At 73.2% G+C, this 24986-nt stretch carries 23 protein-coding genes and 3 tRNA genes; 12 read left to right on the top strand and 14 right to left on the bottom strand.

The window, feature by feature from the left end; translation table 11 throughout:
• Positions 1 to 73: 73 nt before the first annotated feature.
• Positions 74 to 655 (bottom strand): TetR/AcrR family transcriptional regulator, encoded by a 582-nt coding sequence (locus AB0C25_RS32305; protein ID WP_357378306.1) that lies wholly within the window; start codon positions 653 to 655, stop codon positions 74 to 76.
• Between the two features lie 116 nt (positions 656 to 771).
• On the opposite strand from AB0C25_RS32305, the gene AB0C25_RS32310 reads away from it, so the two are divergent.
• Entirely contained in the window at positions 772 to 1506 is a 735-nt protein-coding gene (locus tag AB0C25_RS32310) for a GNAT family N-acetyltransferase (RefSeq protein ID WP_357378308.1), read from the top strand.
• 32 nt (positions 1507 to 1538) lie between these two features.
• Here the strand turns inward: AB0C25_RS32310 and AB0C25_RS32315 are convergent, their stop codons facing one another.
• From AB0C25_RS32315 to AB0C25_RS32330, 4 genes are all read right to left on the bottom strand, one after another.
• Positions 1539 to 2429 carry a glycosyltransferase family 2 protein gene (locus AB0C25_RS32315; protein WP_357378310.1) on the bottom strand — a complete coding sequence of 297 codons (891 nt, stop codon included), beginning with the start codon at positions 2427 to 2429 and terminating at the stop codon, positions 1539 to 1541.
• 136 nt (positions 2430 to 2565) lie between these two features.
• Positions 2566 to 2640: transfer RNA gene (locus tag AB0C25_RS32320), tRNA-Val, on the bottom strand.
• A gap of 13 nt (positions 2641 to 2653) precedes the next feature.
• Positions 2654 to 2724: transfer RNA gene (locus tag AB0C25_RS32325), tRNA-Cys, on the bottom strand.
• A 34-nt stretch (positions 2725 to 2758) separates the two neighbouring features.
• Positions 2759 to 2831, bottom strand: a tRNA-Gly gene (locus AB0C25_RS32330).
• 387 nt (positions 2832 to 3218) lie between these two features.
• Here AB0C25_RS32330 and AB0C25_RS32335 point away from each other — a divergent pair.
• The 3 genes from AB0C25_RS32335 (at position 3219) to AB0C25_RS32345 (ending at position 7442) form a co-directional block, all read left to right on the top strand.
• A complete protein-coding gene (locus AB0C25_RS32335; protein ID WP_357378312.1) occupies positions 3219 to 3821 on the top strand; it encodes a TetR/AcrR family transcriptional regulator in 603 nt (200 codons plus the stop codon).
• 80 nt (positions 3822 to 3901) lie between these two features.
• Entirely contained in the window at positions 3902 to 4483 is a 582-nt protein-coding gene (locus tag AB0C25_RS32340; protein WP_357378314.1) for a TIGR03086 family metal-binding protein, read from the top strand.
• A gap of 148 nt (positions 4484 to 4631) precedes the next feature.
• Positions 4632 to 7442 (top strand): M36 family metallopeptidase, encoded by a 2811-nt coding sequence (locus tag AB0C25_RS32345; protein ID WP_357378316.1) that lies wholly within the window; start codon positions 4632 to 4634, stop codon positions 7440 to 7442.
• 45 nt (positions 7443 to 7487) lie between these two features.
• Here AB0C25_RS32345 and AB0C25_RS32350 read toward each other — a convergent pair whose 3' ends face one another.
• On the bottom strand, positions 7488 to 8360 hold the full coding sequence (locus AB0C25_RS32350) for a hypothetical protein (RefSeq protein ID WP_357378317.1): 873 nt from the start codon (positions 8358 to 8360) through the stop codon (positions 7488 to 7490).
• A gap of 162 nt (positions 8361 to 8522) precedes the next feature.
• Between AB0C25_RS32350 and AB0C25_RS32355 the strand changes: the two genes are divergently transcribed.
• The 5 genes from AB0C25_RS32355 to AB0C25_RS32375 all read left to right on the top strand — a co-directional run bounded on the left by AB0C25_RS32355 (position 8523) and on the right by AB0C25_RS32375 (position 13095).
• Positions 8523 to 9191, top strand: a complete 669-nt coding sequence (locus AB0C25_RS32355; protein WP_355029349.1) for a 50S ribosomal protein L11 methyltransferase — start codon at positions 8523 to 8525, stop codon at positions 9189 to 9191.
• Positions 9192 to 9257: 66 nt separating this feature from the next.
• Positions 9258 to 10379, top strand: coding sequence for a cytochrome P450 (locus tag AB0C25_RS32360; protein WP_357378385.1), 1122 nt, complete (start codon positions 9258 to 9260; stop codon positions 10377 to 10379).
• Positions 10380 to 10414: 35 nt separating this feature from the next.
• Positions 10415 to 11275, top strand: coding sequence for a polysaccharide deacetylase family protein (locus AB0C25_RS32365; protein WP_357378319.1), 861 nt, complete (start codon positions 10415 to 10417; stop codon positions 11273 to 11275).
• Between the two features lie 69 nt (positions 11276 to 11344).
• Positions 11345 to 12277, top strand: coding sequence for an ATP-binding cassette domain-containing protein (locus AB0C25_RS32370; protein WP_357378321.1), 933 nt, complete (start codon positions 11345 to 11347; stop codon positions 12275 to 12277).
• Entirely contained in the window at positions 12274 to 13095 is an 822-nt protein-coding gene (locus tag AB0C25_RS32375; RefSeq protein ID WP_357378323.1) for an ABC transporter permease subunit, read from the top strand. The genes AB0C25_RS32370 and AB0C25_RS32375 overlap by 4 nt, the downstream gene beginning before the upstream one ends.
• Before the next feature lie 30 nt (positions 13096 to 13125).
• Here the strand turns inward: AB0C25_RS32375 and AB0C25_RS32380 are convergent, their stop codons facing one another.
• The 4 genes from AB0C25_RS32380 to AB0C25_RS32395 are packed head-to-tail and all read right to left on the bottom strand — an operon-like array spanning position 13126 to position 17331.
• Positions 13126 to 13803, bottom strand: a complete 678-nt coding sequence (locus AB0C25_RS32380; protein WP_357378325.1) for a response regulator transcription factor — start codon at positions 13801 to 13803, stop codon at positions 13126 to 13128.
• Positions 13803 to 15377, bottom strand: a complete 1575-nt coding sequence (locus tag AB0C25_RS32385) for a histidine kinase (RefSeq protein WP_357378327.1) — start codon at positions 15375 to 15377, stop codon at positions 13803 to 13805. The genes AB0C25_RS32380 and AB0C25_RS32385 overlap by 1 nt, the downstream gene beginning before the upstream one ends.
• Positions 15378 to 15413: 36 nt before the next feature.
• Entirely contained in the window at positions 15414 to 16139 is a 726-nt protein-coding gene (bioD, locus tag AB0C25_RS32390; RefSeq protein WP_357378329.1) for a dethiobiotin synthase, read from the bottom strand.
• A gap of 55 nt (positions 16140 to 16194) precedes the next feature.
• Positions 16195 to 17331 carry an 8-amino-7-oxononanoate synthase gene (locus AB0C25_RS32395; protein WP_357378331.1) on the bottom strand — a complete coding sequence of 379 codons (1137 nt, stop codon included), beginning with the start codon at positions 17329 to 17331 and terminating at the stop codon, positions 16195 to 16197.
• A gap of 167 nt (positions 17332 to 17498) precedes the next feature.
• Here AB0C25_RS32395 and bioB point away from each other — a divergent pair, with 167 nt between their 5' ends.
• From bioB to AB0C25_RS32410, 3 genes are read left to right on the top strand one after another with little or no spacing between them, the layout of a single operon-like run.
• Positions 17499 to 18494 carry a biotin synthase BioB gene (gene bioB / locus AB0C25_RS32400; protein WP_357378333.1) on the top strand — a complete coding sequence of 332 codons (996 nt, stop codon included), beginning with the start codon at positions 17499 to 17501 and terminating at the stop codon, positions 18492 to 18494.
• 5 nt (positions 18495 to 18499) lie between these two features.
• Positions 18500 to 18691, top strand: a complete 192-nt coding sequence (locus AB0C25_RS32405; protein WP_357378335.1) for a hypothetical protein — start codon at positions 18500 to 18502, stop codon at positions 18689 to 18691.
• 4 nt (positions 18692 to 18695) lie between these two features.
• Positions 18696 to 19202, top strand: coding sequence for a GNAT family protein (locus AB0C25_RS32410; RefSeq protein ID WP_357378337.1), 507 nt, complete (start codon positions 18696 to 18698; stop codon positions 19200 to 19202).
• A 1-nt stretch (position 19203) separates the two neighbouring features.
• Here the strand turns inward: AB0C25_RS32410 and AB0C25_RS32415 are convergent, their stop codons facing one another.
• The 4 genes from AB0C25_RS32415 to AB0C25_RS32430 all read right to left on the bottom strand — a co-directional run bounded on the left by AB0C25_RS32415 (position 19204) and on the right by AB0C25_RS32430 (position 24972).
• Positions 19204 to 19731, bottom strand: a complete 528-nt coding sequence (locus AB0C25_RS32415; RefSeq protein ID WP_357378339.1) for a DUF488 domain-containing protein — start codon at positions 19729 to 19731, stop codon at positions 19204 to 19206.
• A gap of 111 nt (positions 19732 to 19842) precedes the next feature.
• Complete coding sequence (locus AB0C25_RS32420) at positions 19843 to 22746, bottom strand: glycoside hydrolase family 9 protein (RefSeq protein ID WP_357378341.1); 2904 nt, start codon at positions 22744 to 22746, stop codon at positions 19843 to 19845.
• A 357-nt stretch (positions 22747 to 23103) separates the two neighbouring features.
• Positions 23104 to 24180, bottom strand: coding sequence for a GNAT family N-acetyltransferase (locus tag AB0C25_RS32425; RefSeq protein ID WP_357378343.1), 1077 nt, complete (start codon positions 24178 to 24180; stop codon positions 23104 to 23106).
• Between the two features lie 90 nt (positions 24181 to 24270).
• The gene (locus AB0C25_RS32430; RefSeq protein WP_357247813.1) at positions 24271 to 24972 is read right to left on the bottom strand and encodes an amino acid-binding protein; all 702 of its coding nucleotides are present in this window, start codon (positions 24970 to 24972) and stop codon (positions 24271 to 24273) included.
• Between the last annotated feature and the right edge of the window lie 14 nt (positions 24973 to 24986).

Here is a 24986-nt window from a genome sequence, read left to right on the forward strand (position 1 = left end):
ATCTCCTCATACGATGAGAAATCGGATCACTGATCGATGGCTTGGCCGACGGGTCGGCCAGCGCGCAGGGCCGTCAGTCCAGGCAGGTGAGCGCGACCTCGGCGTACCGGGTCAGCAACGCCCGGTCCGGGTTGATGGCACCCATCACCCGCAGGCCCTGAAGGCTGGTCACCAGGAAGCCGGCCAGGTCGCTGGCGCTTCGATCAGGCTTGATCTGGCCCCGCGCCTGCGCCTCGGCGAGCAGGTCGTGGAGCGCCAACTCCAGGGACTGGGTGGTGGAGCGGAGCCGCTCGGCGACCCGCAGGTCCTGCTGCGCCCGTTCCATCGACGCCCCGACGATGAGGCAGGCGAGATGCCGGCCGTCACCGGTGATGTCGTCCACCGCGCCGACGAACACCTCGCGGATGACCTCCCGCGCGTCGCTGCCGGAGCGCAGCAGATCGACGATCGGTGCGGCGTAACGCTGCCGGTACAGGTCGAGCACCGCCAGGTAGAGGCCGTCCTTGCTGCCGAAGGCGGCGTAGATCGAGCCGCTGCCCAAACCGGTCGCCTCGGAGAGGTCGCGCATGGAGGTGCCCTCGTAGCCCTTCCTCCGGAAGGCGTCCATGGCCGCGGTGACCGCGGCGTCGACGTCGAACTCACGGGTACGGGCCATGCCGCGAACGCTACCGGCTATCTGGAACGATCGACAAAGTATCGCCGGTCACAGCCATTGAATTCACCCATTTTCCCAGGTGAAGGCGTTAAGAGGGGCGCGCTAACATCCGGATCATGGAGTCTCTCGACACGGTGCTGGCCGCGCACCGCGCGTACCTGCTCGGCTGGAACATCGGCGTGGCCGGTGGGCCGGACCTCCCGACGTACCGCAGCGAGGTGCCGCACGCGACCCTCAACGGCGTGCTGCGCGTGGCCGGACGTACACCACGGGACGCGCTCGTCGAGGCCCGGCAGCGACTGCACGGCGTACCTCGGGTCTGGTGGGTCGGCCCGGACAGCGACGCCGGAACCGCCGACGGTCTGCTCGCCCTCGGCGCGGCCGAGATGGCCCGCCTGCCGATCATGACGGTGGCGATCGACGTGGCGGCCGAGGTCGCGACACCCGCCGGCCTGCACATCACCGAGACCATCGACCTGGACACGTTCGTCCCGGCGTACGCCCGGGTGTCCGGGATTCCGGCGGGTGGGGTGGCCGCGACGATCGAACGGGAGAAGGCGTTCACCGGCGACGGCACGGTGCTCCGGCTGGCCGGCCGTCTGGACGACGGCCAGGTGGTCGGAACGGCAGTCGCCTGGCTCAGCCATGGTCTGGTCACGCTCTACTTCGTGGGTACGCAGCCCGAGCACCGCCGCCGGGGCATCGGCGCGGCCCTGACCCGGGCAGCGCTCGACCTGGCCAGCGAACACGGCGCCCGAGCCGCCGCCCTCACCTCGTCACCGATCGGCGAGCCGGTCTACCGTCGCCTCGGCTTCCGGCCCGTGGGCGAGTTCCGCATCCTCACCTTCTAGGAACTCAGCGCGCCCGGCCGGGCCAGTTCGGGCTAGGGCGACGGCTCCGCCGCCATCGGGTTCTTCCGGGGCGGGGCGGCGGCGGTGTAGGCCGGGTGGGTTCGGTGCAACGCCCGGAACGGCAGGTAGCAGAGCATGATCAGCCGGCTGGTCAGCCAGGCCCGCCAGTAACTGGCGCTACCACCCCGCCCCGAGTGGCTGGCGTAGGAGGCGTCGATCATCCGCAGGTACGCCCAGAAGTCAGCCGGGTCGTTCCGGAAACGGCGCGCTGAGGTGCCGGCCCGGAGCCCGGCGGCGAAGACCACCCGATGACCGGCCCGCCGCAGGTGGATGCCGAGGTCGAGGTCTTCGTGGTAGCGGCGATCGTCGCAGAGGTCGGGCCGGATGGCGTGCCAGGCCCGAGCCCGGACCGCCATGTTCGCACCGAACAGCCAGTCGAGCCGCTGCCGGCTCGGCAGTGTCCACGCCCGGCGCAGCGTCCGGTCCACCGCGTTGAGGGCCGCCGGAAAGCGGATGTCGTAGTAGGTCACCGGACCGGTCACCGCCGCGACGGTGCCGTCCGCGAAGACCCGGCGGACCGCCTCCACCCAGTACGGCGGCAGCCTGGTGTCCGCGTCGATCCGCCCGATGACGTCGCCGGTGGCCGCCGTCAGGCCGCGGTTGCGGGCGGCCAGTACGCCCAGCCGCGGTTCGGCGAGTACCACGACCCGATCGGTGTACCCGGCCAGCCGGGCCCGGGTCGCGTCCGTGGAGGCGTTGTCCACCACGATGATCTCGTCTGCCGGCGTCGTCTGCCGGAGAACCGCGTCGAGGCACGGCCCGATGGTCTCCTCCTCGTTGTGCACCGGCACAACGATCGAGACTCTCGGTGCGCGGGCCGGACCCGCTTCGGCACTGTCGGATGGTCCAGCCGCCCCGGTCATGGTCCGCCCCCGCCATTGCGATTCGATGGATCGTCGCGCTGGAAGCGTGCCATGCGAAGCCGCACCGGCGCTGTCCCGGAGGCGTAAACAGCAGCAGGCTCGGCACCGGAATCCGGTGCCGAGCCTGCTGATCTGCTGGTGGGCGATACTGGGTTTGAACCAGTGACCTCTTCCGTGTCAAGGAAGCGCGCTCCCACTGCGCCAATCGCCCGTGCTTGTTGCCGAGGTGGGGACGGGATTTGAACCCGCGTACACGGCTTTGCAGGCCGTTGCCTCGCCTCTCGGCCACCCCACCGAGGTTGCCCCCGTCATGCGTGGCGGCAGCTCCGAGCGGACGACGGGATTCGAACCCGCGACCCTCACCTTGGCAAGGTGATGCGCTACCAGCTGCGCTACGTCCGCACGCCCCCGGACGTTCCCGGGTGACGGATGAGAACTTTAGCCGAGCCGGTGAGAGACTGCCAACTCGGGGTCACCTCGGCGCGTCCCAACCCTGTCGGGCGGGGACGGGGACCACCACCTGCGGGCTTCCTAGGGGGCTGGCCTGGTGCCGAGGACCGCCACCGACCGTCACGCTCGGGCACCAGCGGACGATGATGGCCATCGTTGCGCCGCACGCCGCCCACCAGGCACTTCGTGCATCATCCACTCGCGGCGGACCTCGGTGAACGCTCGCACAGGAACGACTGACGGCACCCCGAGGAAGTGTCCGGCTTCCGACTGTCGCATCGCGGATCCGGCCGTAGCGGTAACTGTTCGTGTTCAGTCGGATGGGCTACGGTAACGGTCGTGACGAGACGTGCGGCCGAGATCCGCCTGGATGCCCTGCTGCGCACCGCCTGTGACGTGATCGTGGAGCGCGGTCTGGCCAACACCCGGACGGCCGACGTGGCACAGGCCGCCGGCGTGAGTCAGGCACTTGTGTTCTACCACTTCGCCACCAAGGAACGCTTGCTCGCGCAGGCCTTCGCGTACGCGGTCGAACAGGATCTGGCCCGACTGGACACGGTGACCCGCTCCTCGGCTCCCCCGCTGACCAAGCTCCGCCGGATCCTCAAGCTCTACACGCCGGCCGGCCGGGCAACCTCCTGGTCCATGTGGATCGACGGCTGGTCCGAGTCGCTGCGCACCCCGGAGTTGGAGAAGGTGTCCCGCCGGCTCGACCTGCGCTGGCGCCAGGACCTGGCCGCGGTGATCTCCGCCGGGGTGGCCGACGGCACCTTCCAGTGCGCCGACCCGGACGGGGCCGCCTGGCGGATCAGCGCGGTGATGGACGGCCTCGCCGTCCAACTCGCCGTGCACGACCGGGTGATCTCCCGTCGGCAGTTCGGCGAGTGGGTCCGGCTGGTCACCGCCCGGGAGCTCGGCCTGGACCTCACCGACCTGGACTGAGCCGGACAGCCGGCGCAATCGCCCCCACCAGGCCCGGCAAAACGGCTCGGCCCGCCCCGCCGACCGGAACAATCGGCAGCATGGATCTGCTGGAGGCGTACCGCCGGAGCCTGGCCGAATTCGTCGACCGGGTGGACCAGGTCGGACCCGGCCAGTGGTCCGACCCGACACCCTGCTCCGACTGGGACGTACGCACGCTTGTCAACCACGTGGTGAGTGAGGACCGATGGAGCGTCCCGCTGCTCGCCGGCCGGACCATCGACGAGGTCGGCGACCGACTCGACGGCGACCAACTCGGCGACGACCCGATCTCGGTGGCGCGGGAGGCAGCCGCGCAGGCCGAGATCGCCGCCACCCATCCGGGCACGCTCGACCGCGCCGTGCACCTCTCCGGTGGTGAGACCCCGGCCGTGGAATACCTTCAGCAGCTCCTCGCCGAGCATCTCGTCCACGGCTGGGACGTGGCCGTGGCGATCGGCGCGCAGCCTCGGCTCGACCCGGCAGCGGTGCACGTGGCCGCCCGGTGGTTCGCCGGCCAGATCGACGACTACCGCCGCGACAACCTGGTCCAGACCGGGGTGCGGGTCCCCGACGACGCCGACGAGCAGGACCACCTCCTGGCCGCCTTCGGCCGCAACCCCGACTGGGCGCCGGGCGACTGACCGCCCCGAGGCTGTTTCGATCAGTTGGCCCGTCGGGCCCCCGGGACCTTGCCGCGATCTCGATCGACTGATATCCACAGATGCGCATGCGTCACCGCGCATCGACGGTCGGCGACCGCTGGCCCTTCCGCTCCCACGAGGAGGTCCCGTGCCACTACCCGAATGGTCACCCCCGATGAGCCGGCGTCGACGCCGGCTCATCGCCGTCCTGGCGACGACGGCCACGGTCGCCGCGCTGCTCCCCACCGGCGTGAGCACCGCGGCCCCCACCGGCGGCGCGGCGTCCGCCGAGCGCCGGTCCGGACCGTTCAGCGAGGGGCACGAGCCCGCCGACGCCGACAACCGCACCGGTACGGCGGCACCCGACGCCCGCCAACGCGGCCTGGCCCGCGCCGCCGACCCCGACGTCCGGTGGAACCGACTCGGCACCCCGCAGGCCCTCGGCCCCGGCCACGCACCGCTCGCCACCGGCCTGCCCGCCGACCCGGAGGCCGCCGCCCGCGCCTACCTGGGGGCCAACCGCGACCTGTTCGGCCTGGACCCCGCAGCGGTTGCCAGCATGGAACGGGTGCTGGTCCGGCCGATCGGCAGCGGCGCCGTGGTCACCCTCCGGCAACGCTTCGGCGACCTGCCCGCCGGGCCGGACGGTCTCGTCACCCTCGCGGTCGCCAAGGGCACGGTGCTCTCGGTCAGTTCCTCGCTGGCCCGGCACACCGGTACGCCCGCGCCGGCCACCCGCACCGCCGAGCAGGCGTACGCCGCCGCGCTCGCCGACGCCGGGCTGACCGCCGCCGCGGTGGCCAGCCACACCATCCGGCCGGTGGCCGTACCCACCCCGCTCGACGGGCCACGGGCCGCCTACGAGGTGACCATGATCGGCGCGGACGCCGACGACCCGGTCGCGTTCACCAGCTACGTGGACGGTGGCACCGGGCAGGTCCTGGTCCGTGAGGACCTCGTCGACTTCGACTCCGACAACCCGAGCTGGGCGGTCTTCCCGGCCACCCCGCCCCGCGACCTCGACCCCGGGCAGGACCCGCGGGTGCGCTGGTGCGGCGACCCCGCACCCGGCTGCCAGGCCGCCTTCCGCGACCCGGCCACCGGCCAACCGTGGGACCTCGACGCGGCCACCGGCACACCCACCTTCACCTCGCGCGGCAACTCGGCCAACACGGTGCTCTCCTGGGGGGCGGGCACCCCGATCGTCCCGGCCACCACCAGCCCGCACAACCGGATGCACGACTGGTCGTACCAGTTGGGCTTCACCGAGTCGGCGTGGAACCTCCAGGCGGTCAACCTCACCCCGGCCGGGCTGGGCGGTGACGCCGAGCAGGGCCGCGCCCAGCAGGGCGCGCTGACCGGCAACCGGAACAACGCCAACCAGGGCACCGGGCGCGACGGGCAGCCGCCGACCACGAACATGTACCTGTGGCAGCCGCAGGCCGGTGGCCCGTACCCGCCGTGTGTGGACGGCGACTACGACATGACGGTGATCGGCCACGAGTACACCCACGCGATCACCAACCGGATGATCGCCGGCCCGGACAGCGGGATCGGCGGCCACCAGGGCGGCGCGATGGGCGAGTCGTGGGGCGACCTGCTCGCCGCCGAGTACCTCTTCCAGAACGGACTGCGCGCACCCGGGGAGACGCCCTTCGTCACCGGCGGCTACGTCACCGGCAACCTGGTCAGCGGCATCCGCAACTACGACCTCAGCCGCAGCCCGCTCAACTACTCCGACATCGGCTACAACACCGGCGGTCCCGCCGTGCACGCCGACGGGGAGATCTGGGGCGCCACCAACTTCCGGGTCCGCGCCGCGCTGGTCAAGCGGTACGGCCTCGGTACCCCGCAGCGGCAGCTCGACTGCGCACAGGGGAAGGTCGCCGCCGACAAGTGCCCCGGCAACCGGCGCTGGTCGCAGTTGGTCTTCGACTCGTTCCTGCTCCAGGCCGCCAGCCAGGTCAGCATGCTCGACATGCGCGACAACATGCTCACCGCCGACCTGCTCCGCTTCGGCGGCGCCAACCAGGACCTGATCTGGGCCGAGTTCGCCCGCTCCGGGATGGGCCGGGACGCCGCCACCTTCGGCGCCGGCGACACCGACCCGACGCCGAGCTTCGCCTCGCCGAGCGGCGGCAACGCGACGCTCACCCTGCGCCCGCGCGGGGACAGCGCCGACGCGCCGATCCGGGTGTACGTCGGGGCGTACGAGGCACGGGCCACGCCGATCGCCGACACCGACCCGGCGACGCCGATCCCGGACACCGTGGAGATGGTGGCCGGCACGTACGACCTGCTCGCCGTGGCCCCCGGCTTCGGGCACCAGCGGCTCAGCGTGGTCGCCAAGGCCAACCAGGACGGGTTCGTGGACCTGCGGATGAGCCGCAACCTGGCGTCCACCGCGTCCGGGGCGACGATCACCGGCGACGGGGTCAACCTGGACCGGGTCACCGACGACACCGAGGCGACGAACTGGGCCTCCCTGGACGGGGTGGCCGGCCGGCAGCTCACCGTGGCGTTGCCCGGCGGCGCCCCGCAGACGGTCAAGCGGGTGAACGTCAGCGCGATGCTGCGCCCGGCGATCACCGGCGACGCCGACACCGGCAGTCAGAACGCGCTCAGCGCGCTGCGCTCGTTCGCGGTGTCCGCCTGCAACGCGACGACCACCGACTGCGCGGACCCGACGCGCTGGCAGCGGATCTACACCAGCGCGGGCGACGCGTTCCCCGGCGGGGCGTACCGGTCGTACAGCCGGGACATCAACCTCCGCACGTTCGCGGTGCCCAGCACCCTCGCCACCCACCTGCGACTGGAGGTGCTGGCGAGCCAGTGCACCGGCGGCCCCCGGTACGCGGGTGAGCAGGACGACGACCCGGTCACGACGACGGACTGCGCGACCGCCAGCCCGGCCCGGACGCAGGTCCGGATCGCCGAGTTCCAGGCGTTCTCGGGGTGACACCGCGGGGGTCGGCGGACCACCGCCGGCCCCCACGTCCCTCGATCAGCGGCGGGCCGGCCGCCAGCGGTCGGCGGGAACCGGCCGCTCCCAGCGCCGGTCCACCGGCGGGTCCTCGGCCTCGTCGGGCGTGGCCCGGGTCAGGTGCCGCAGCCGCAGCAGCAGACCCATCCCGAGGAAGAGCAGCAGCCCGCCGAGCAGGAACGCCGCGTGGACCACGCCGAACCCGCCGGACTGCGAGGCTGGGCGGCCGGCCGGTGGGGCCGCGTCAGCCGGATAGTCGCCCGCCGGCTCCACCCCGGACGTGTCGTCCACCTCGGCCGGCGCACTCGCCGGCTCGCTGGGCCGCGTCGGGGTGGCGCTCGGCTTCGGCGTACCGGTCGGGGTGGCGCCCGCGCCCCGCACCGAGCGGGTGGCCGTCTGCCGGGCCAGCAGGCGCGCGTTGGCGTCGTACGCCTCGGCAGCGAGGGTGACCCGCCCCTGGGTGACGTCCTCGGCGAAGGCCACCCGGTAGCGTGCCGTGACCGTGCGGCCCGGGCAGAGCGTGCCCGGGTCGAGCTGCCGGTCGGTCAGCCGGGCCACGTCACCCTCGGTCCGCACCTCCAGCGGGAAGTCGCCGGTCTCCTCCACCCGGTCCATCTTCACCTGGTCGAGTCGGATGCCCTGCACGCTGAGCACCATCGACCAGCGCACCTTCACGCATCCGCCGCGCCGGTCCGTCTGGGACACCACCGCGGAGATCGTCCGCACCTGATCCCCGGCGGTGAACCGGGCCGGCAGGCCGCTCAGCTCGGTGGCGAAGGCCGCCTGGGCCGGCGCCGCCAGGGTCAGCACCGCCCCGGTCACGCCGGCAACCATCGCCCCGACCCGCAGCGCGTACCGCCACACGATCACCACCACCTCGCCTCTTCTCGTCACTCCCGGGAAACGCTAGGAGGAAACGGGCGGGCCGGACAGAGGGGTGTCTTCGCATCGGACGCCAAGGACGGGTGGTGATTTCACCGACGGTGGTGAACCCCTCACCCGTACCGGTCCACCTCCCCGCGCCGCCCGGGATCGCCGGTGCGCGAGAATCGCCGGGTGTCCGAGCTCTCCAGCACGTTCGTCCGGCTGCACGCCCGGCTGGCCCCGGTCCCCTTCGTCCCCGAGGTGCGGTTGCACCAGGCCGACGAGCCGATCGGGCTGTGGGAGCTGACCGAGGGCGAGTTCTCCACCGACCGGCCGCCGCCGTTCTGGGCGTTCGCCTGGGCCGGCGGTCAGGCCCTCGCCCGCTACGTGACCGACCACCCGGAGCTGGTCGCCGGCCGCCGGGTGCTCGACCTCGCCTCCGGCTCCGGCCTGGTGGCCATCGCCGCCGCCCGCGCCGGGGCGGCGGCGGTGCGGGCCGTCGAGGTGGACGAGCTGGCGGTGGCGGCCGTCGCGCTCAACGCCGAGGCCAACGGGGTACGCGTCGACGCCGAGTTCGGCGACATCCTCGACTCCGACGCCGGGGACGCCGAGGTGGTGCTCGCCGGTGACGTCTTCTACAGCGACGCGATGGCCCGGCGGGTGTTGCGCTTCCTGCTGCGCGCCGCGCGTGCCGGCGCACCGGCGCTGGTCGGTGACCCCGGCCGGGCGTTCCTGCCCCGCGACCGCTTCGACGAGTTGGCCGCGTACGACGTGCCGGTGCCGGAGGCGTTGGAGAGCGTACGGGTGAAGCGCACCACCGTCTGGCAGTTGCGCGCCGGGCTGCCGGGAGCCGCCCGCTAGCGTGTCGACGTGCTGTTCTCCAGCTGGGGGTCCGCGGTCCAGGCACCCTGGCCGGACGTCGCCGAGGTGAGCGACCACGTCGGCGTACGCCACCTGGTCGTCACCCGGCACGCGCTGGTCCGTCAGGTGCTGGCCGACCCGGTCACCTACCGGCCGGACAACGCGCTGGACGCGGTGACCCCGATGCCGGTGACCGCGCTGCGGGTGCTCGCCGGGCACCGGTTCCGGCTGCCCCCGACGCTTGCCAACAACTCGGGTGCCAGCCATCCGGAGATCCGGGCGATCGTCGCGGCGGCGTTGCACCCCGAGCGGGTCGCCGCGCAGCGGCCCTGGCTCACCGTGCTGGTCCGGGACCGGGTCGCCCGGCTCGGCGCCCGGCTCGACACCGGCGCGCCTGTCGACCTGTACGCGGACCTCGCCGCCGACCTGCCGCTGCTGACGCTGGCCCGCCTGGTCGAGCTGCCGGACGCACCCGTCGGCGCGGTCAAGGAGTTCGCCCGCGCCGCGCTGGAATTGTTCTGGGCGCCGCTGGACACCGACCGGCAGCTGGCACTCGCTGCCGAGGTGGGCCAGTTCCACCGCGTACTGCGGGACTTCGCGGCCACCGGCGGCGGGTTGGCCGGCGAGCTGCGCGCGGCCGGGCACCCGCCGGACGTGGTGGTCGGCGCGCTCTTCTTCCTGCTGGTCGCCGGGCAGGAGACCACCTCGCAGTTCCTCACCCTGCTGCTGCACCGGCTGGCCGGCGAACCCGCGGTGCGCGCCGGCCTGCGCACCGGCGACGTCGCGGTGGCCGACGTGGTGGAGGAGGGGCTGCGACTGGAGCCGCCGATCGTCACCTGGCGGCGGGTGGCGGCGACGGACAGCACGCTCGGCGGTACGGCGGTCCCGGCGGGCAGCAGCCTCGTGCTCTGGCTGGCTCGCGCCGGCCGCGACCCGGCGGTGGTCGAGACGCCCGACGAGTTCCGGCCGGGCCAGCGTGGGTCCCGTCGCCACCTGTCGTTCGGTGCGGGCGCCCACCGCTGCGTCGGTGACGTGCTGGCCCGGATGGAGGCGGCCGTGGTGGTTGCCGAGGCAGCACCGCTGCTGGACGGGGTGACGGTGGTCCGCCCGCCCTGGTGCCCGGACAATCTCACCTTCCGGATGCCGGACGCCTTCGTCATCCGCCGCTCGGCGGGGGCACCGGCCTGACCGGATCCTGATCTCACTTCGGTAGGTTTCCGGGCGTGTCAGCGACCCCCGCACGTCGGATCCTCGCCGTCGTACCAGTTCTGGCCCTGCTGGCGCTGAGCGCCTGCACAGCCGGCCACACGGTGCACGCACGGCAGATCACCACGGGCCAGCCGGCCCGGTCCGCCTCGCCTGCCCCACCGTCGGCCTCGCCGTCCCCGACCGTGAAGCCCACACCGGGGAGTCTGGACTGGTACGTGTCCCAGGTGCCGACCTTCCCCGAGGCGCCGCCACCGCAACCGGTGCCGCTGCCCGCGACCGGTGCGGCCCAGTTCTGGCACCGCCTGCCGACCGACCAGAAGGTCGCCTTCATCACCATCGACGACGGTGGACTGGCCCGCCCGCCCGCGGTGCCCGACTTCATCGAGCGGGCGCACATCCCGGTCACGATGTTCCTCAACTCACCGGCGGCGCAGGAGCACACCGACTACTTCCGGCAGATCGTGGCGGCGGGCGGGGTCGTCGAGAACCACACCATCACGCACACCTCGCTGGCCGGTCGGTCGTACGACTACCAGAAGCGGGAGATCTGCGGGGCGGCGGACAGGTTGGAGACCCTCTTCGGCACGCGCGCGACCCTGTTCCGCCCGCCCTTCGGCAACCACGACGCCACCACGTTGCGGGCGGCGCACGACTGCGGCGCGAAGGCGGTCTTCCACTGGACCGAGACCGTGCACGAGGGGAAGGTGCGCTACCAGACCCCGGACAAGGTGGTACGGCCCGGCGACGTGCTGCTGATGCACTTCCGGCCGGCGCTGATGGACGACCTGCTCGCGGCGCTCAAGGCGATCCACCGGTCCGGGCTCACGCCGGCGCTGCTGGAGGACTACGTACGGACCGAGGCGCCGACGACCTGACGAAAGTCAGGGTCGGGTGCTGCCGTTCGGGCGCGGTGCGGCAACGGGCCGCACGCCTAGCGTCAGCGCATGATCACATTACGTGGGTTGACGAAACGGTTCGGGGCGACCGTCGCGGTCGACTCGTTGACCGTCGACGTCGCGCCCGGCCGGGTCACCGGCTTTCTCGGCCCCAACGGCGCCGGCAAGTCCACCACCATGCGGATGATCCTCGGGCTGGACCGTCCCACCGCCGGGCAGGCTCTGGTCGGTGGGCGCGCGTACCGGGAACTGCGCCGACCGCTGCACGAGGTGGGCGCGCTGCTCGACGCCCGCGCCATCCACCCGGCCCGCTCCGGCCGGGCACACCTGCTCGCCATGGCCCGCAGCAACGGCATCCCCGTCCGCCGGGTCGACGAGGTGCTGGACACCGTCGGGCTGGACGCGCGGGCCGCCGGCAAACCGGGGCGGACCCTCTCCCTCGGCATGGGCCAACGGCTCGGCATCGCCGGCGCGCTGCTCGGCGACCCGCCGGTGCTGATGTTCGACGAACCGGTGAACGGCCTCGACCCGGACGGGGTGCGCTGGGTCCGAAGGCTCACGCGTTCGCTGGCCGACCAGGGTCGGACCGTCTTCGTCTCCAGCCACCTGATGAGCGAGATGCAGCTCACCGCCGACCAACTCGTGGTGATCGGCCGGGGCCGGCTGCTCGCCGACGCGCCGATCGGCGACGTGCTCGCCGGCGGCACGGTCGCCGTCCGGGTGCGCAGCCCGCACCCGGACGGGCTGAGCGCCCTGGCCGCGCGCCTCACGGCCGCCGGGGCGAGCGTGGTGGCGGCCGACCGCGACGAGCTGACCGTCACCGGCACCACCGCGGACCGGGTCGGCGACCTGGCGCACGAGTTGGGGGTACGACTGCACGAGCTGACCGCGCAGGCCGCGACCCTGGAACAGGCGTTCATGGAACTGACCGCCGACAGCGTCGAGTACGCCGGCGGTCCGACCGAGGGTGGGCAACGATGAGCACGCGGACCGACACGGGCACCCACCCCGCCAGCACGCCGGCCGCCGGTGCGCCGGCCAGTTTCCGGGGAGCGGTGGCCGCCGAGTGGACCAAGCTCTCCTCGGTGCGCAGCAGCTGGTGGACGGCGCTGGCCGGGCTGCTGGTGATGGCCGCGAGCGCCGGCCAACTGGCCATCTACGTCGCGAACGGCAACACCAACGACGACCCGGCCGACGATGCGGGGATCGTCACCGTCGGCAGCGTGGTGATCGACTCGGTCGAGCTGACCCAGTACGTGGTGCTGGCGCTCGGCCTGCTGGCCATCACCGCCGAGTTCACCAGCGGCACCATCCGGACCACGTTGCAGTGCACCCCGTCGCGCGGCCGGGTGCTGCTGGCCAAGGCCGTGGTCACCGGCGCGGTCACCTTCGCCCTCGGGTTGCTGCTCGGCGGCGTCGGCGCCCTGGCCGCCCGGCCGGTGCTCGGCGAGTGGGGCAGCGCCCCGGCCGCCGAGACGATCGGCGACATCGTGGCGGTGGCGGTCTACCTGGCGCTGATCGGCGTGCTCGCGCTGGGCCTCGGCGCCGCACTACGCAGCGCGGTGCTCACGATCGTCGTGCTCCTCGCCACCCTGATGATCGTGCCGCTGTCCCTGCAGAACCCGGACATCGAGGTGTTGAACCGGATCGCCGACGCGCTCCCCGGCGTGGCCGGCGGGCACTTCCTGGCCGGCGACACCGAGCCCTACCCGAGCCTGGTCGGGCTGCTCCTGCTCGCCGGCTGGGCCGGTGCCGCACTGCTGCTGGGCCGGGTCGCACTGCGCCGCCGCGACGCCTGACGACCTGAGCGGGGGCTGCCCGGCCCCCGCTCAGCCGTCGACCAGCCCCGCCTCGTACGCGAGGATCGCCGCCTGCACCCGGTTACGCACGTCCAGCCGGGTGAAGATGCTGGTCAGGTAACTCTTCACGGTGCCCTCCACCAGGTGCAGCCGGCGGGCGATCTCGGCGTTGGACAGCCCCGCCCCGACCAGGGCCAGCACCTCCCGTTCCCGCTCGGTCAGCCCGGCCGTCCGGTCCCGCGCGGCGGGCCGGCGGGCCAACCGGTCGGCGCCCAGCTCGATCACCCGGCGAGCCACCCGCGGCGACAGGTACGCCCCGCCGTCGGCGACGGCGTGCACACCGGCGATCAGCTCACGCGGGTCACCGGCCTTGAGCAGGAACCCGTTGGCACCGTGCCCGAGCGCGCGGGCCACATGGTCGTCCTCGCCGAACGTGGTCAACATGATCGTCGCGGTCTCCGGCACGAGCCGGCGGATCTCGGCGGCGGCGGCCAACCCGTCCAGCCGCGGCATCCGGATGTCCAGCAACGCGACCCGAGGTCGGTGCGCGCGGACCAGCTCCACCGCGGCGCGTCCGTCACCTGCCTCGGCGACCACCTCGATACCGGGGTCGGTGGCGAGGATGGCCCGGACACCGGCCCGGATCATCGCCTCGTCGTCGGCCAGCACCACCCGCACCGGCGCTGCCCCGGCCCTGTCGGCGTCCACTACGCGATCCACTCCTTGCTGGCCAACCGGCCGTCGGTGAAGCAGAGCCGCCACGTCGGCTCGGCGAGGGGGAAGTTGCCGTCGGTGTAGTACTCGCAGCCGGCCCGGTCGACGCCGACGGGGCTGTCCACCTGCCGCCGGGGCAGACCCTCCAACTCCGAGCGGGCCACGCCGACGCGCATCCGGTCGAAGGTGGCCCGGTCCAGCACCGTCCCGGCGGTCGCCACCGGGTAGTAGACGAGCGAGAGCACCAGGGCAAAACCGGCAGGTGCCAGGAGCGCCACCAGCAGACTGCGCCGGACGCGCCGGCGGGCGTCGTGCAGCCGCCGCTCCGCGTCCACCGGCCGCTCCACCGGGCCGGGCCAGCCGCCGGACGGCGCCAGGTCGCTCTCGATCGCCTCCACCGGTGGCACGGTCGCCGGCAACGCCGCCACCACGGCGAACCCACCGTCGGTACGGGGCCCGGCGTCGAGCGTCCCACCGGCGAGGCGGACCCGCTCGGCGAGGGCGAGCAACCCGCTGCCCTGCGACGGCGGGGCGGGCAGCGGCTCGCTCGGGGGAGCAGCGTTGACCACGCTCACCTCGACCCGTTCACCGTCGCGGATGAGGCGCACCTGGACCGGGGCGCCCGGCGCGTACCGGGCCGCGTTCGTCAGCGCCTCACGGACCACCCGGTGGGCCGCGTGGCCGGTCATCGCCGGCAGCTCCGCGACCGCCGAGGCGGCCTCCAGCCGGACCGCCAGGCCGGCCTCCCGGGCATTGTCGACCAGGTCGGCGACGCTCTCCCCACTCGGACGCACCGACGCGCCACCGTCCTCGCGGAGCACCCCGATGATCTCGTGCAGTCGCTCGGTGGCGGCGGAGACGCTGGCCCGCAACTCCCCCGCCGCGGCCCGGTGCCGGTCGTCGAGGTCGGCGGCGACCTCCAGGGCGGCGGCGCGCAACGCGATCAGGCTGAGGTCGTGACCGAGCGAGTCGTGCATCTCCCCAGCGATCCGGGCCCGTTCCCGAAGCCGGATCCGCTCGGCGACGCCGCGCTTCTCCCGGCTCAGCGCCTCCACGTGACGATGACCGGCGGCGGCCAACTCCTGCTGCTGCCGCCGGTACCGGCCCACCAACCAGGGGAACACCGCGGCGAAGAGCAACACCGAGGCCAGCAGGAACCAGGTGGCCTCGCCGGTGCCGAGCAGACCCAGGTTGAGCGCCGTACCGCCGGCCGCGATCAGCACGAAGACCCCGGCCACCGGACGCGCGGAGACGCTGCGCCGCCCGGTGAGATAGCTGAAGATCGGAACGGCGAAGACGAAATTGCCATCGACGACCGACCCGAGCACCACCAGCACCAGGGCGACCAACGGTCGGCGTCGACTCTCCACCACCGCCGCGCCGAGCAGCAGCAACTTGCCGACCAGCAGCGGCAGCGCGTACCGCGGGTAGGGCGGGCTGATCCCGGCGTAGCCGACCGGGGCCGCGACCACCGCCCAGAGCAACGCGTCCGCCAGCAGGCGACGCCGCCGATCCAGCGGACCTGGCAGCGAGAAGTCGAGGATCCGCACGGCGGTCAGGCTACCCACGCCCGACCTGCGCGGACACCGACGAAAGTCAGGTGCTCAGCCGCTCTCCTCGGCCCAGACCCGCCAGTCGTCGAGCACACCGTGCAGGGCCGGCGTGAGCCAGCCCGGCGCGGAACGCCGGAACACCCCCGGGTCCATCGCGCCGGCGCCGTCGGGCAACGCGCCGAGCAGATTCGGCACCAGGTCGGTGAGGTTCGTCCAGTGCACCAACTCCGGCCGGCTCGGCCAGGCCCCGATCACCACACCGGCCGGCACCGCCCGCCGGTCGAGCGCCTCCAGGGTCAGCGCGGTGTGGTTGAGCGTGCCCAACCCGGCACGGGCCACCACCACGGCCGGCGCGCCGAGCGACACCGCCAGGTCAGCCATCGTCCACAGCTCCCCCGACGGACGCAACCCCATCGGCACCAGCAACCCACCAGCGCCCTCGATCAACACCAGGTCGTGTTTGTCCGCCTCCGCGCGGACGGCGTCCACCGCCTCGTACAACTCCAACGGCGGCAGGTCGGCCACCCGGGCGGCCGCCAACGGGGCGAGCGGATCGGGAAAACTGGCCAGAGTGCGGCCGGTCAGCGGGGCGGCCAGCCGGTTCACCACGTCCACGTCGCCCGGTTCACCGCCGGCCGTACCCGTCTGGCCCGGTTTGACCACCGCCACCCGCAGCCCGGCGGCCTGCGCCGCCGCCGCGATCGCCGCGGTCGCCACCGTCTTACCGACCTCGGTGTCGGTCCCGGTCACCAGGACCGGCCCCTCCCACCCACTCACGGGGCCACCTCTGCTCGCGACTGCGGGGCTCGCAACCCCGGCTCACTCCTCGCGCTCACGGGGCACAGTCCACGATGACCTCCAGGGCCCGCTCGAAATCCACCCGGGGCACCCCGGCGCTGACCGTGAGGCGCAGGCGGGAACGGCTGTCCGGGGTGGACGGGGGTCGGAAACAGCCCACCGCGACACCCCGATCCCGGCAGTCCGCGGCCCAGGCGGTCGCCGCCTCCGGCCCGGGGGCGGTCACCGAGATCACCGCCGCGTCCGGCGCGGAGACCGACAGCCCGGCGGCACCCAGTCGACCGACCGCCAGTCGCACCCGGTCGGACAGCTCCGCGCGCAGCTCGTCACCGACCCGGGCCAGCCGCAGCGCGGCATGCACCCCGGCGGCGACCGCCGGTGGCAGTGCCGTGTCGAAGATGAACGTGCGCCCGGTCTCGACCAGATGCCGGACGAACTCGGCCGGGCCGGCGACCACACCACCGGCACCACCGAGCGCCTTGGACAGGGTGGCGGTCACCAGCACGTCCGGTTCGCCGGCCAGCCCGGCGGCGGCCACCGCGCCGGCGCCGGCCGGACCTGTCACGCCGAGCGCGTGCGCGTCGTCGACAAGCAGCAGCGCACCGTGCCGGCGGGCCACCGCGTGCAGTCGGGCCAGCGGGGCGAGGTCACCGTCGACCGAGAAGACCGACTCGGTCACCACCACCGCCGGGCGGCCCGGAGCGGCCGCGAGCGCGGCAGCCACGGCGTCCACGTCGGCGTGCGGGGTGACCACCGTCTCCGCCCCGGAGATCCGGCAGCCGTCGATCAGGGACGCGTGGTTGTGGGCGTCGGAGACGAGCAGCGTCCGAGGTTGGACGAGCGCCCGCAGCGCACCGAGGTTGGCCAGGTAGCCGGAGGAGAAGACCAGTGCACGATCGGTGCCCAACCACTGCGCCAGGTCGTCCTCCAGCGCCTGGTGGGCGTCGGTGGACCCACGGACCAGGCGTGACCCGGTGGCCCCCAGCCCGTACGCCGACAGCGCCGCCATGGCCGCCGCGGTGACCTCCGGGTGCGTGGCCAGGCCGAGGTAGTCGTTGCCGGCCAGATCGGTCACCCCGTCGCCAGCGGGACGCGGGTGCAGCCGCCGGGTCAGCCCAGCCTTCGCCCGCAACTGCGCGCGGCGGTCGAGCGCCGCCAGCCAGTCCGCCACCGTCACCCCTTCGTCGCCGTCCGCGCCGGTCAGCCCGACACCCGCCGGGCGAAATTACCACCCGCCCCCGTCAGCCCGACGGATCCACTCGGTGCGGGCGGCCGGCGGGCTGCCGGCCATTCCGGCTGATCGGGGGGCGTGGACGCCGGCCTAGTAGGGTACGAGCCATGCCAGAGATCCTCGACCAGGCCCGGACCCAGGTGCTGGGTGACGGTGTCGGCCTCGACCAGGCCGGCATCCTCGCGGTGCTGAACCTGCCCGACGAGCACCTGCCCGCCGCCCTGCAACTCGCCCACGACGTGCGGATGCGGTGGTGCGGCCCGGAGGTCGAGGTCGAGGGCATCGTCTCGCTGAAGACCGGCGGCTGCCCGGAGGACTGCCACTTCTGCTCGCAGTCGGGCCTGTTCACCTCTCCGGTGCGGTCGGTCTGGCTGGACATCCCGTCGCTTGTCGAGGCCGCGAAGCAGACGGCGAAGACCGGGGCGACCGAGTTCTGCATCGTGGCCGCGGTGCGTGGCCCGGACGCCCGGCTCATGAAGCAGATGCGCGAGGGCGTCGCCGCCATCCGGGCGGCTGTGGACATCCAGGTCGCCGCGTCGCTGGGCATGCTCACCCAGGAGCAGGTCGACGAGCTGGTCGACATGGGCGTGCACCGCTACAACCACAACCTGGAGACCTGCCGGTCGTACTTCCCCAACGTGGTCACCACGCACTCCTGGGAGGAGCGCTGGGAGACGCTGCGGATGGTGCGCGACTCCGGCATGGAGGTGTGCTGTGGTGGCATCCTCGGCCTCGGCGAGACCGTCGAGCAGCGGGCCGAGTTCGCCGCGCAGCTCGCCGAGTTGAACCCGCACGAGGTGCCCCTCAACTTCCTCAACCCCCGGCCGGGCACGCCGCTCGGCGACCGTCCGGTGGTGGAGGGCAAGGACGCGCTGCGGGCCATCGCCGCGTTCCGGCTGGCCATGCCCCGCACCATCCTCCGGTACGCGGGTGGTCGCGAGATCACTCTCGGTGACCTGGGCACCCGGGACGGTCTGCTCGGCGGCATCAACGCGGTGATCGTCGGCAACTACCTGACCACGCTGGGTCGGCCGGCGACCGCCGACCTGGACCTGCTGGACGAGCTGAAGATGCCGGTCAAGGCGCTCTCCGCCACGCTGTGACGACGATGACGACGACCGAGGTGTGGTGCGACAGGTGCGGTGAGTCGGCGACGACCGCCGCCCATCCGGGTTGCGCCTCGGCCCGCCAGTTGGAGCCGCCCCGGTTCTGCCACCGGTGCCGCCGCCGGATGAAGGTGCAGGTGCTGCCGGTCGGCTGGTCGGCGGCCTGCGTCGAGCACGGCGAGATCCGAGGCTGAGCCGGTGCTGCGTGGACGGGCGGTGACCCTGCGACCGGCGACGGTCGAGGACGTGCCGGCCCTCGCGGCGATCCGGGCCACGCCGGAGGTGCGCCGCTGGTGGCGCGGCGACGACGACCTCGCCGCGGCGGTCCGCGACGACCTCGCCGACGACGACCTGACCCTGTACGCCATCGAGCACGACGGCCGGGTGATCGGCGCGATCCAGTGGCACTCCGAACCGGACCCGGACTACCGGCACGCCAGCATGGACATCTTCCTCGACCCGGCGGTACGCGGCGCCGGGCTCGGCGTCGACGCGATCCGCACCCTGGCCCGGCACCTGATCGACGAGTACGGCCACCACCGCTTCACCATCGACCCGGCCGCGGCGAACAGCGCCGCGATCCGCGCGTACGCGAAGGTGGGTTTCCGCCCGGTGGGGGTGCTGCGCCGCTACGAGCGTGGCGACGACGGGCGCTGGCACGACGGCCTGCTGATGGACCTGCTCGCCGACGATCTCGTGGAGTGACTCAGCCGTCCCAGCACAGCTGCCCGTTCGGGAGGCGCCGGGCACCCTCGGCGGGCTGGTGGGTGCTGAGCCGCCCGTCCGGCGTGAGGTGCGCCACCGGTGTTGCCCGACCGAGGGTCGCGACGTCGGCGATCAGTCGGCGGTGACAGCGCCACCAGAGGCTCTCGCTGCACATCACGGCAGTGCTCTGTCGGGCAGCGTCGGCGAGCACGCCGGTCAGCGCCGCGTCGAATGCCGGCGTGCGGGTGTACGCGGCGTACGCCCGGAACGCGGCGACCTTCCACCAGGTGTCCGGCTCCGGCTCGCCGGCCGGGACGTGCCGGCGTCCGCCCAGGTCCGGCTCCCAGCGGTAGTCGATCCCGTACTCGGGCAGCCACCGTTCGAGCTCCTCGCGGTGGACGTCCGGGTTGGTGCGGCTGGCCGGGTACCGCCGCACGTCCACCAGCAGGGCCACCCCGGCGCCGGTCAGCAGCTCTCCCAGCCGCACCCGGTCGGCTGTGCCGTGCCCGACGGTCAGCAACTCCCCCACGCGGCTGACTTGCCCGGAATCCCGGCCGGTTATCCCCGGCCCGAGCGAGATCTTGGACAGTTACCGTCTCGGCGTGACGACAAACTGTCCAAGATCTCGTCGGAACTCAGCTCAGGCGATGGTGCAGGTGACGTTGTTGACGGTGAAGGCCGTGGGCTTCGGGTTGGTGCCGGTGTGGGCGCCGTTGAAGCCGAAGTTGACCGAGGCGCCCGGTGCGATCGTGCCGTTGTAGGACAGGCCCGTGGCGGTGACCGCGGCTCCGGTCTGGCTGACCGTCGCCGACCAGCCCTGGCTGACGGTCTGCCCGCCGGGGAAGCTGAACCGCAACGTCCAGCCGTTTATCGCGCTGGTGCCGGTGTTGGTGATCGTCACGCTGGCGGTGAAGCCGGGGCTCCAGTCGGTGACGGCGTACCCCACCGCGCAGGCCCCGCCGACCGGCGCGGTCGCGGTGGTCACCGCGACCGGCGCGGACGCCGCGGAGGTGTTGCCCGCCGCGTCCACGGCCACCACGTAGAACTGGTACGCCGTCGACGCGGTCAGCCCGGACACCGCCACGGTGGTGCCGGTCGGCGAGCCGACAAGCGCGTCGGTGGCGCCGGCCTCGCGGTAGACCCGGTAACCGGTGACGCCGACGTTGTCGGTCGACGGGGTCCAGGCCAGGGTGAGCCCGGTGGCGGTGACCGCCGACGCGACCGGGGTGCCGGGCGTGCTCGGCACCGTCGTGTCGGCCGAGCCGGTCGGCGGTGTGGTCACGGTGAGCACCGGTGAGGCCGCCGACCTGTTGCCCGCGCCGTCGCGGGCGATGACCGCGAACTCGTACGTGTGCTCCGGCAGCAGCGTCGAGATGGTGAGCGTGGTGCCGGTGACGGGCCGGTTCAGCACCGTGTCGCCACCGACCTGGATCTCGCGGACGTCGTAGCCGGCCAGGCCGCTGCCGCCAGTGTCGGTGGAGGCTGGCCAGGTCAGGGTGACCGAGCGGGGCGCGAGGCCGGACGCGACGGGCTTACCCGGCGTGGTCGGGGCGGTGGTGTCCGGCACGACCGGCCCCGGCTCCTCGCCCCAGACGCGGGTGGTGCCGGAGTAGAGCGGCACCTTCCGGTTGGGACCGGCGGTGGCCTGGTACGACGGGTCGTTGGTCGGGTCCCAGGTGCCGCCCTCCGGCACGCCGATCTTGAACTGGACCTCCATCCGGTGCGCCGACTGGCCGGCCGGGGCGATGGTGTAGCCGGTGCAGTCGACCTCCACGTACCAGATGTCGCCGCTGAACTGCTTGGCCGTGGTCGGGGACGGGCAGCCCTGGGTGTAGCCGGCGGTGACCTGCACCGGGCCGGTGCCGTCGGGCCGGAAGTAGTACCGGAACCTCCCGTCGGTCAACGCGCGCGCCGGGAACGCCGACTTGTTGTAGACCATCACCTTGAGCCCGGTGGCCCGCGGCTCGGCCTGCGCCACTGTGGTTTCCACTGTCAACTCGTCGATGTCCGGCGTCTCGGCGACCGGGAAGTTCGCCAGCGGCGTGCCGCCGTACTCGGAGGTCAGCCGGACCAGCGCGGACGTGAAGCCGGCGTTGTAGTCGGTGGCCACCTCGTTCATCACGTAGTCCGAGCGGCTGTCGCTGTACGCGTCGTTGGCCGAGGACGGGCCACCGACGAGCGCGCCGTAGAGGGTGTGCCGGGTTTCCACGGGCACCGTCTGGCTGTCCCACCAGGAGCCGTGCGCGGTGCGGTGGTGCGGGTTCTTCGGCGAGTTGGCGCCGAACCCGATGACGTAGCTGGAGTTGCGCGGGTTGTCGCCGAGCGCGTAGTTGATCTGCCGGACGGCGAAGTCGTGGTAGCGGGCCTTACGCGTGGTGTCGGTGGTCTTGTCGCTGTAGACGAGCGCGGCGAACGAGGTGTTCGCGGCGTAGCGCAGCGCCCCCCAGGAGTCGAGCACCGCCATCCCGCCCGGTGAGTACGGAACCCGTTGCCCGTTCACCCCGACGGTCCAGTAGTCGAGCCACCGGTTGGCGTCGTCGACGTACTTCTGCTTGCCGGTCAGGTTGGCCAGCAGCACGTACGCGCCGAACTGCTTGTTGTCCCAGGCGATCGTCCACTTGTAGGAGCGGGTGGTGGTCTGGTTCTCGGTGTTGAGCTTGTCGTACTCACTCTCGGCCTTGGCCAGGTAACTCGCCTCGCCGGTGGCCCGGTGCAGCCAGATGGCGGCCCAGACCAGCTCGTCCTGCCAGCCGCTCCACGACTTGTAGAACGACGCCGCGTCGGTGATGCACTCGCTGTAGGACTTCCGCACCGTGTCGGCGAAGGTGTAGAGCTGCCGGGCGTGGCCCAGCAGCTTGTCCGCGTAGGCCGCGTCGGTGGGCCGGAACACCATCGAGGACGCGGCCATCGCGGCCGCCGTCTCCCCCGCCAGGTCCGCGCCGCCACAGCTCGCATCGATCTTGTACGCGGGACGCGCCATCTGCATCACCTCGGCCGGACCCCACCACTTGTGGTCGTCGTCGCCCTTGCCGACCTGGCCGTAGAGGACGTTCGCCGACGGGTGCGCCTTGATGAAGTAGTCGTTGACGAAGCGCAGGTTGTTGAGCAGGTGCGGCAGTTGGCCGGAGGAGGTGTAGCCGCTGCGGTACTCCACCGCGCCCCAGGCGAGCATGGTGGTGCTGAACGCCATCGGGAACCCGAACTTCACGTGGTCGCCGGCGTCGTACCAGCCGCCGGTGAGGTCCAGCCCCGCGCCGGCGCCGTCGGTGAGCGCGCTGTCGCCGCGCCAGGAGACCCGGTTCCAGTCGGGCAGCTTGCCGGACTGCTGCGCCTCGTAGAAGAGCAACGACTTCTGCAGCGCCTCGGCGTAGTTGTAGGTCGCGGCCGGCGCAGCGGCGGCGGGACCGGACGGCGGTGCGGTCACCGCGAGGGACGCGCCGGTGAGCAGCGCGACGCCGACGGCCAGCAAGCGCCGGGGCCAAGGCTGGTCGGCGACCGGTGACCGACCGGGGTGGCCGCTGGACGGCCGGGTCAGGTGGCGCATGCGGGCTCCTGTCGGAGGTGCCGCCGGCGGTCGCACCGACGCGGGACGGCGTACGGGCGGCACGGCCACCGGCGACAGCGAGGTGGCGGTGTGACCACGAAAGCCGTGGAAGCGCTCCCATGGATAACCGACAATGTAATGCGCCTGTCATCGATTGGGAAGCCTCTCCGCCCCGGGACCGGCGGCTGCGGTCGGAGCGGCTCCGCTAGTTCGCTGCGCCCAGCGGTCGACTGGCGGCACTACCCGACGGACCCACTCCCGACCGAGCCGCCGTACGTGGTGCTCGCCGACCCGGAGGGCAACCGGTTCTGCGTCTCGGGCCGCCGCGAACCGCCCCGGCGGTGACCGGGACCCTCGCTACGCCCCAGGCGTCAGCACCGTGCCCGTCGTCTCCGCCGCAGCGCGGACGGCCAGCGGGACGGTGAGGGTGAGCAGCGCGCCGTCGCGCTCCACCGAGCTGGGCCGGTCCAGCCGGCGCAGCGTCCGCAGCATCGGGGTGTTCTCCGCCTGGACGTGCAGCACCAACGCCGCGTACCCGGCCGCGTCGGCGTGCCGGACCACACGGCGCAGCAGTGCCGAGCCGAGCCCCCGCCGCTGCCAGTCGTCGCGCACCAGCAGCGCAACCTCGGCCTCGTCGCCCTCGCCGAGCAGGTTGGCCATGGCGACCACCGACTCCGCCGCACCGTCGGCACCGGTGGTCGTGGCGACAAGCGTCAGCCCGCGCCCCGGCTCCAGCAGCCGGCGCAGTCGGGCCGGCTGCGGCAGCAGCGCCCCGCCCAGGTAACGCCGCTGCCGACTACGTGGTGAGCACGTCTCGTGCAGCTCGACGAGGCCGGACAGGTCGTGCGCGCAGCCCGGCCGGACGGCCACCTCGGCCCCGTCGGGCAGCACCAGGGTGACCTGCTCCGCGGCCCGACGCGCCACGGTGGCGGCCAACTCGACCAGGGCCTGCGCGCGGGCGTACTCCGCCGGGGTGAAGGCGGGCGCGGCCCGGCGCAGCGCGAACGAGCCGCCCGCCGGGTCGGCCAGCGTCATGGTGGCGCCGCTGATCCCCCGGTCGATGCCTGTCGACGCGGGTCGCCAGGTGACCGAGTCGGCGCCGAGCAGGGTCTGCAACGCCTCGCCCGTGGCGTCCGGGTCGCGCACCAGCCGGTTGGCGAGCCCGAGCACCCGGGTGGGCTGGTCGGCCAGGCCGCGCGCCTCGCTGCGCGCCACCCAGCAGTCCCGGCCCCGACCGCGCTCGACGGCGGCGATCAGCTGGGCCTCGTCGAGCGCGTCCGGCGCGTCGACCAGGAAGTCGTCCACCGCGCCCTGCTCGGTGGGTTGCACCTGCACGGTGAGGATGTTGACCCCACGCAGCGCGAGGCTCGCCGTGAGCACCGACAGGTAGCCCGGTCGGTCGTCCACCGTCGCTCGGATCCGCCACAACGTCATGGTTGGCTCCCTTCCTCACCGCTGAGCCTCGTCGCCGGCTGTTGCCGCCCGATTGCCCGGTGGTGTCGTGCCCGGGAACTCGTCGGCCGGTCAGGGGCCGGCGACCACCGGCGGCGCCCCGACCAGGTCCAGCCGGTCGCCGAGGATCACCGCGCTGGCCCGGACCAGCTGGGTGAGCCGGTCGACCTCGGTGCTGTGGAAGTTGGCGGCGCAGAGGGTGTCGCTGTATTCCCGGGCCACCACCAGCACCAGGCCCGCCCGGCCGAACGGCGCGATCGCGTGGTGGGTGCCGTCGGGCGTGGTCATCGACCGACCTCGCAGCGGCGTCACCTCCGGCAACCGCAGAGGCACCGGCGTACGCCAGCTCGCATGCCCCACCGTCGCCCCGCCGCCACCGGTCCGGGAGGCCCAGTCGACGGGCACCACGGCGGCGACGGCCCAGTCCGCCGCCAGCAGCCCGGGAACCGCGTCGACGAGGGTGGCCAGCCCGTCGGCCGGGTTGGCCGCGACCTGGGCCAACAACTCCGCGTCCTGGCCGGTGGTGGTGGGCGCGCCGATCGCCCGCCACACACCGTCCACCCGTACACCCGGAATCGCCGCGAGACCAGCCAGCAGCCGCTCCACCCGGGCGGCACCCGGCCAGACGACGGTGAAGTCGTCCACCGCGCGTCCGCCGAGTCGTTCGAGGACCACCACCTGGACGATGTCCGCGCCGGAGACGCCCAGCGTGCGGGCGACCTGGCCGAGCGTGCCCGGACGGTCCGGCAGGGTGACCCGAACTCGCAGCAACATGTCTGTCCCTCCGC

It is taken from the genome of Micromonospora sp. NPDC048839, from assembly GCF_040649915.1.
Classification (GTDB): Bacteria; Actinomycetota; Actinomycetes; order Mycobacteriales; family Micromonosporaceae; genus Micromonospora.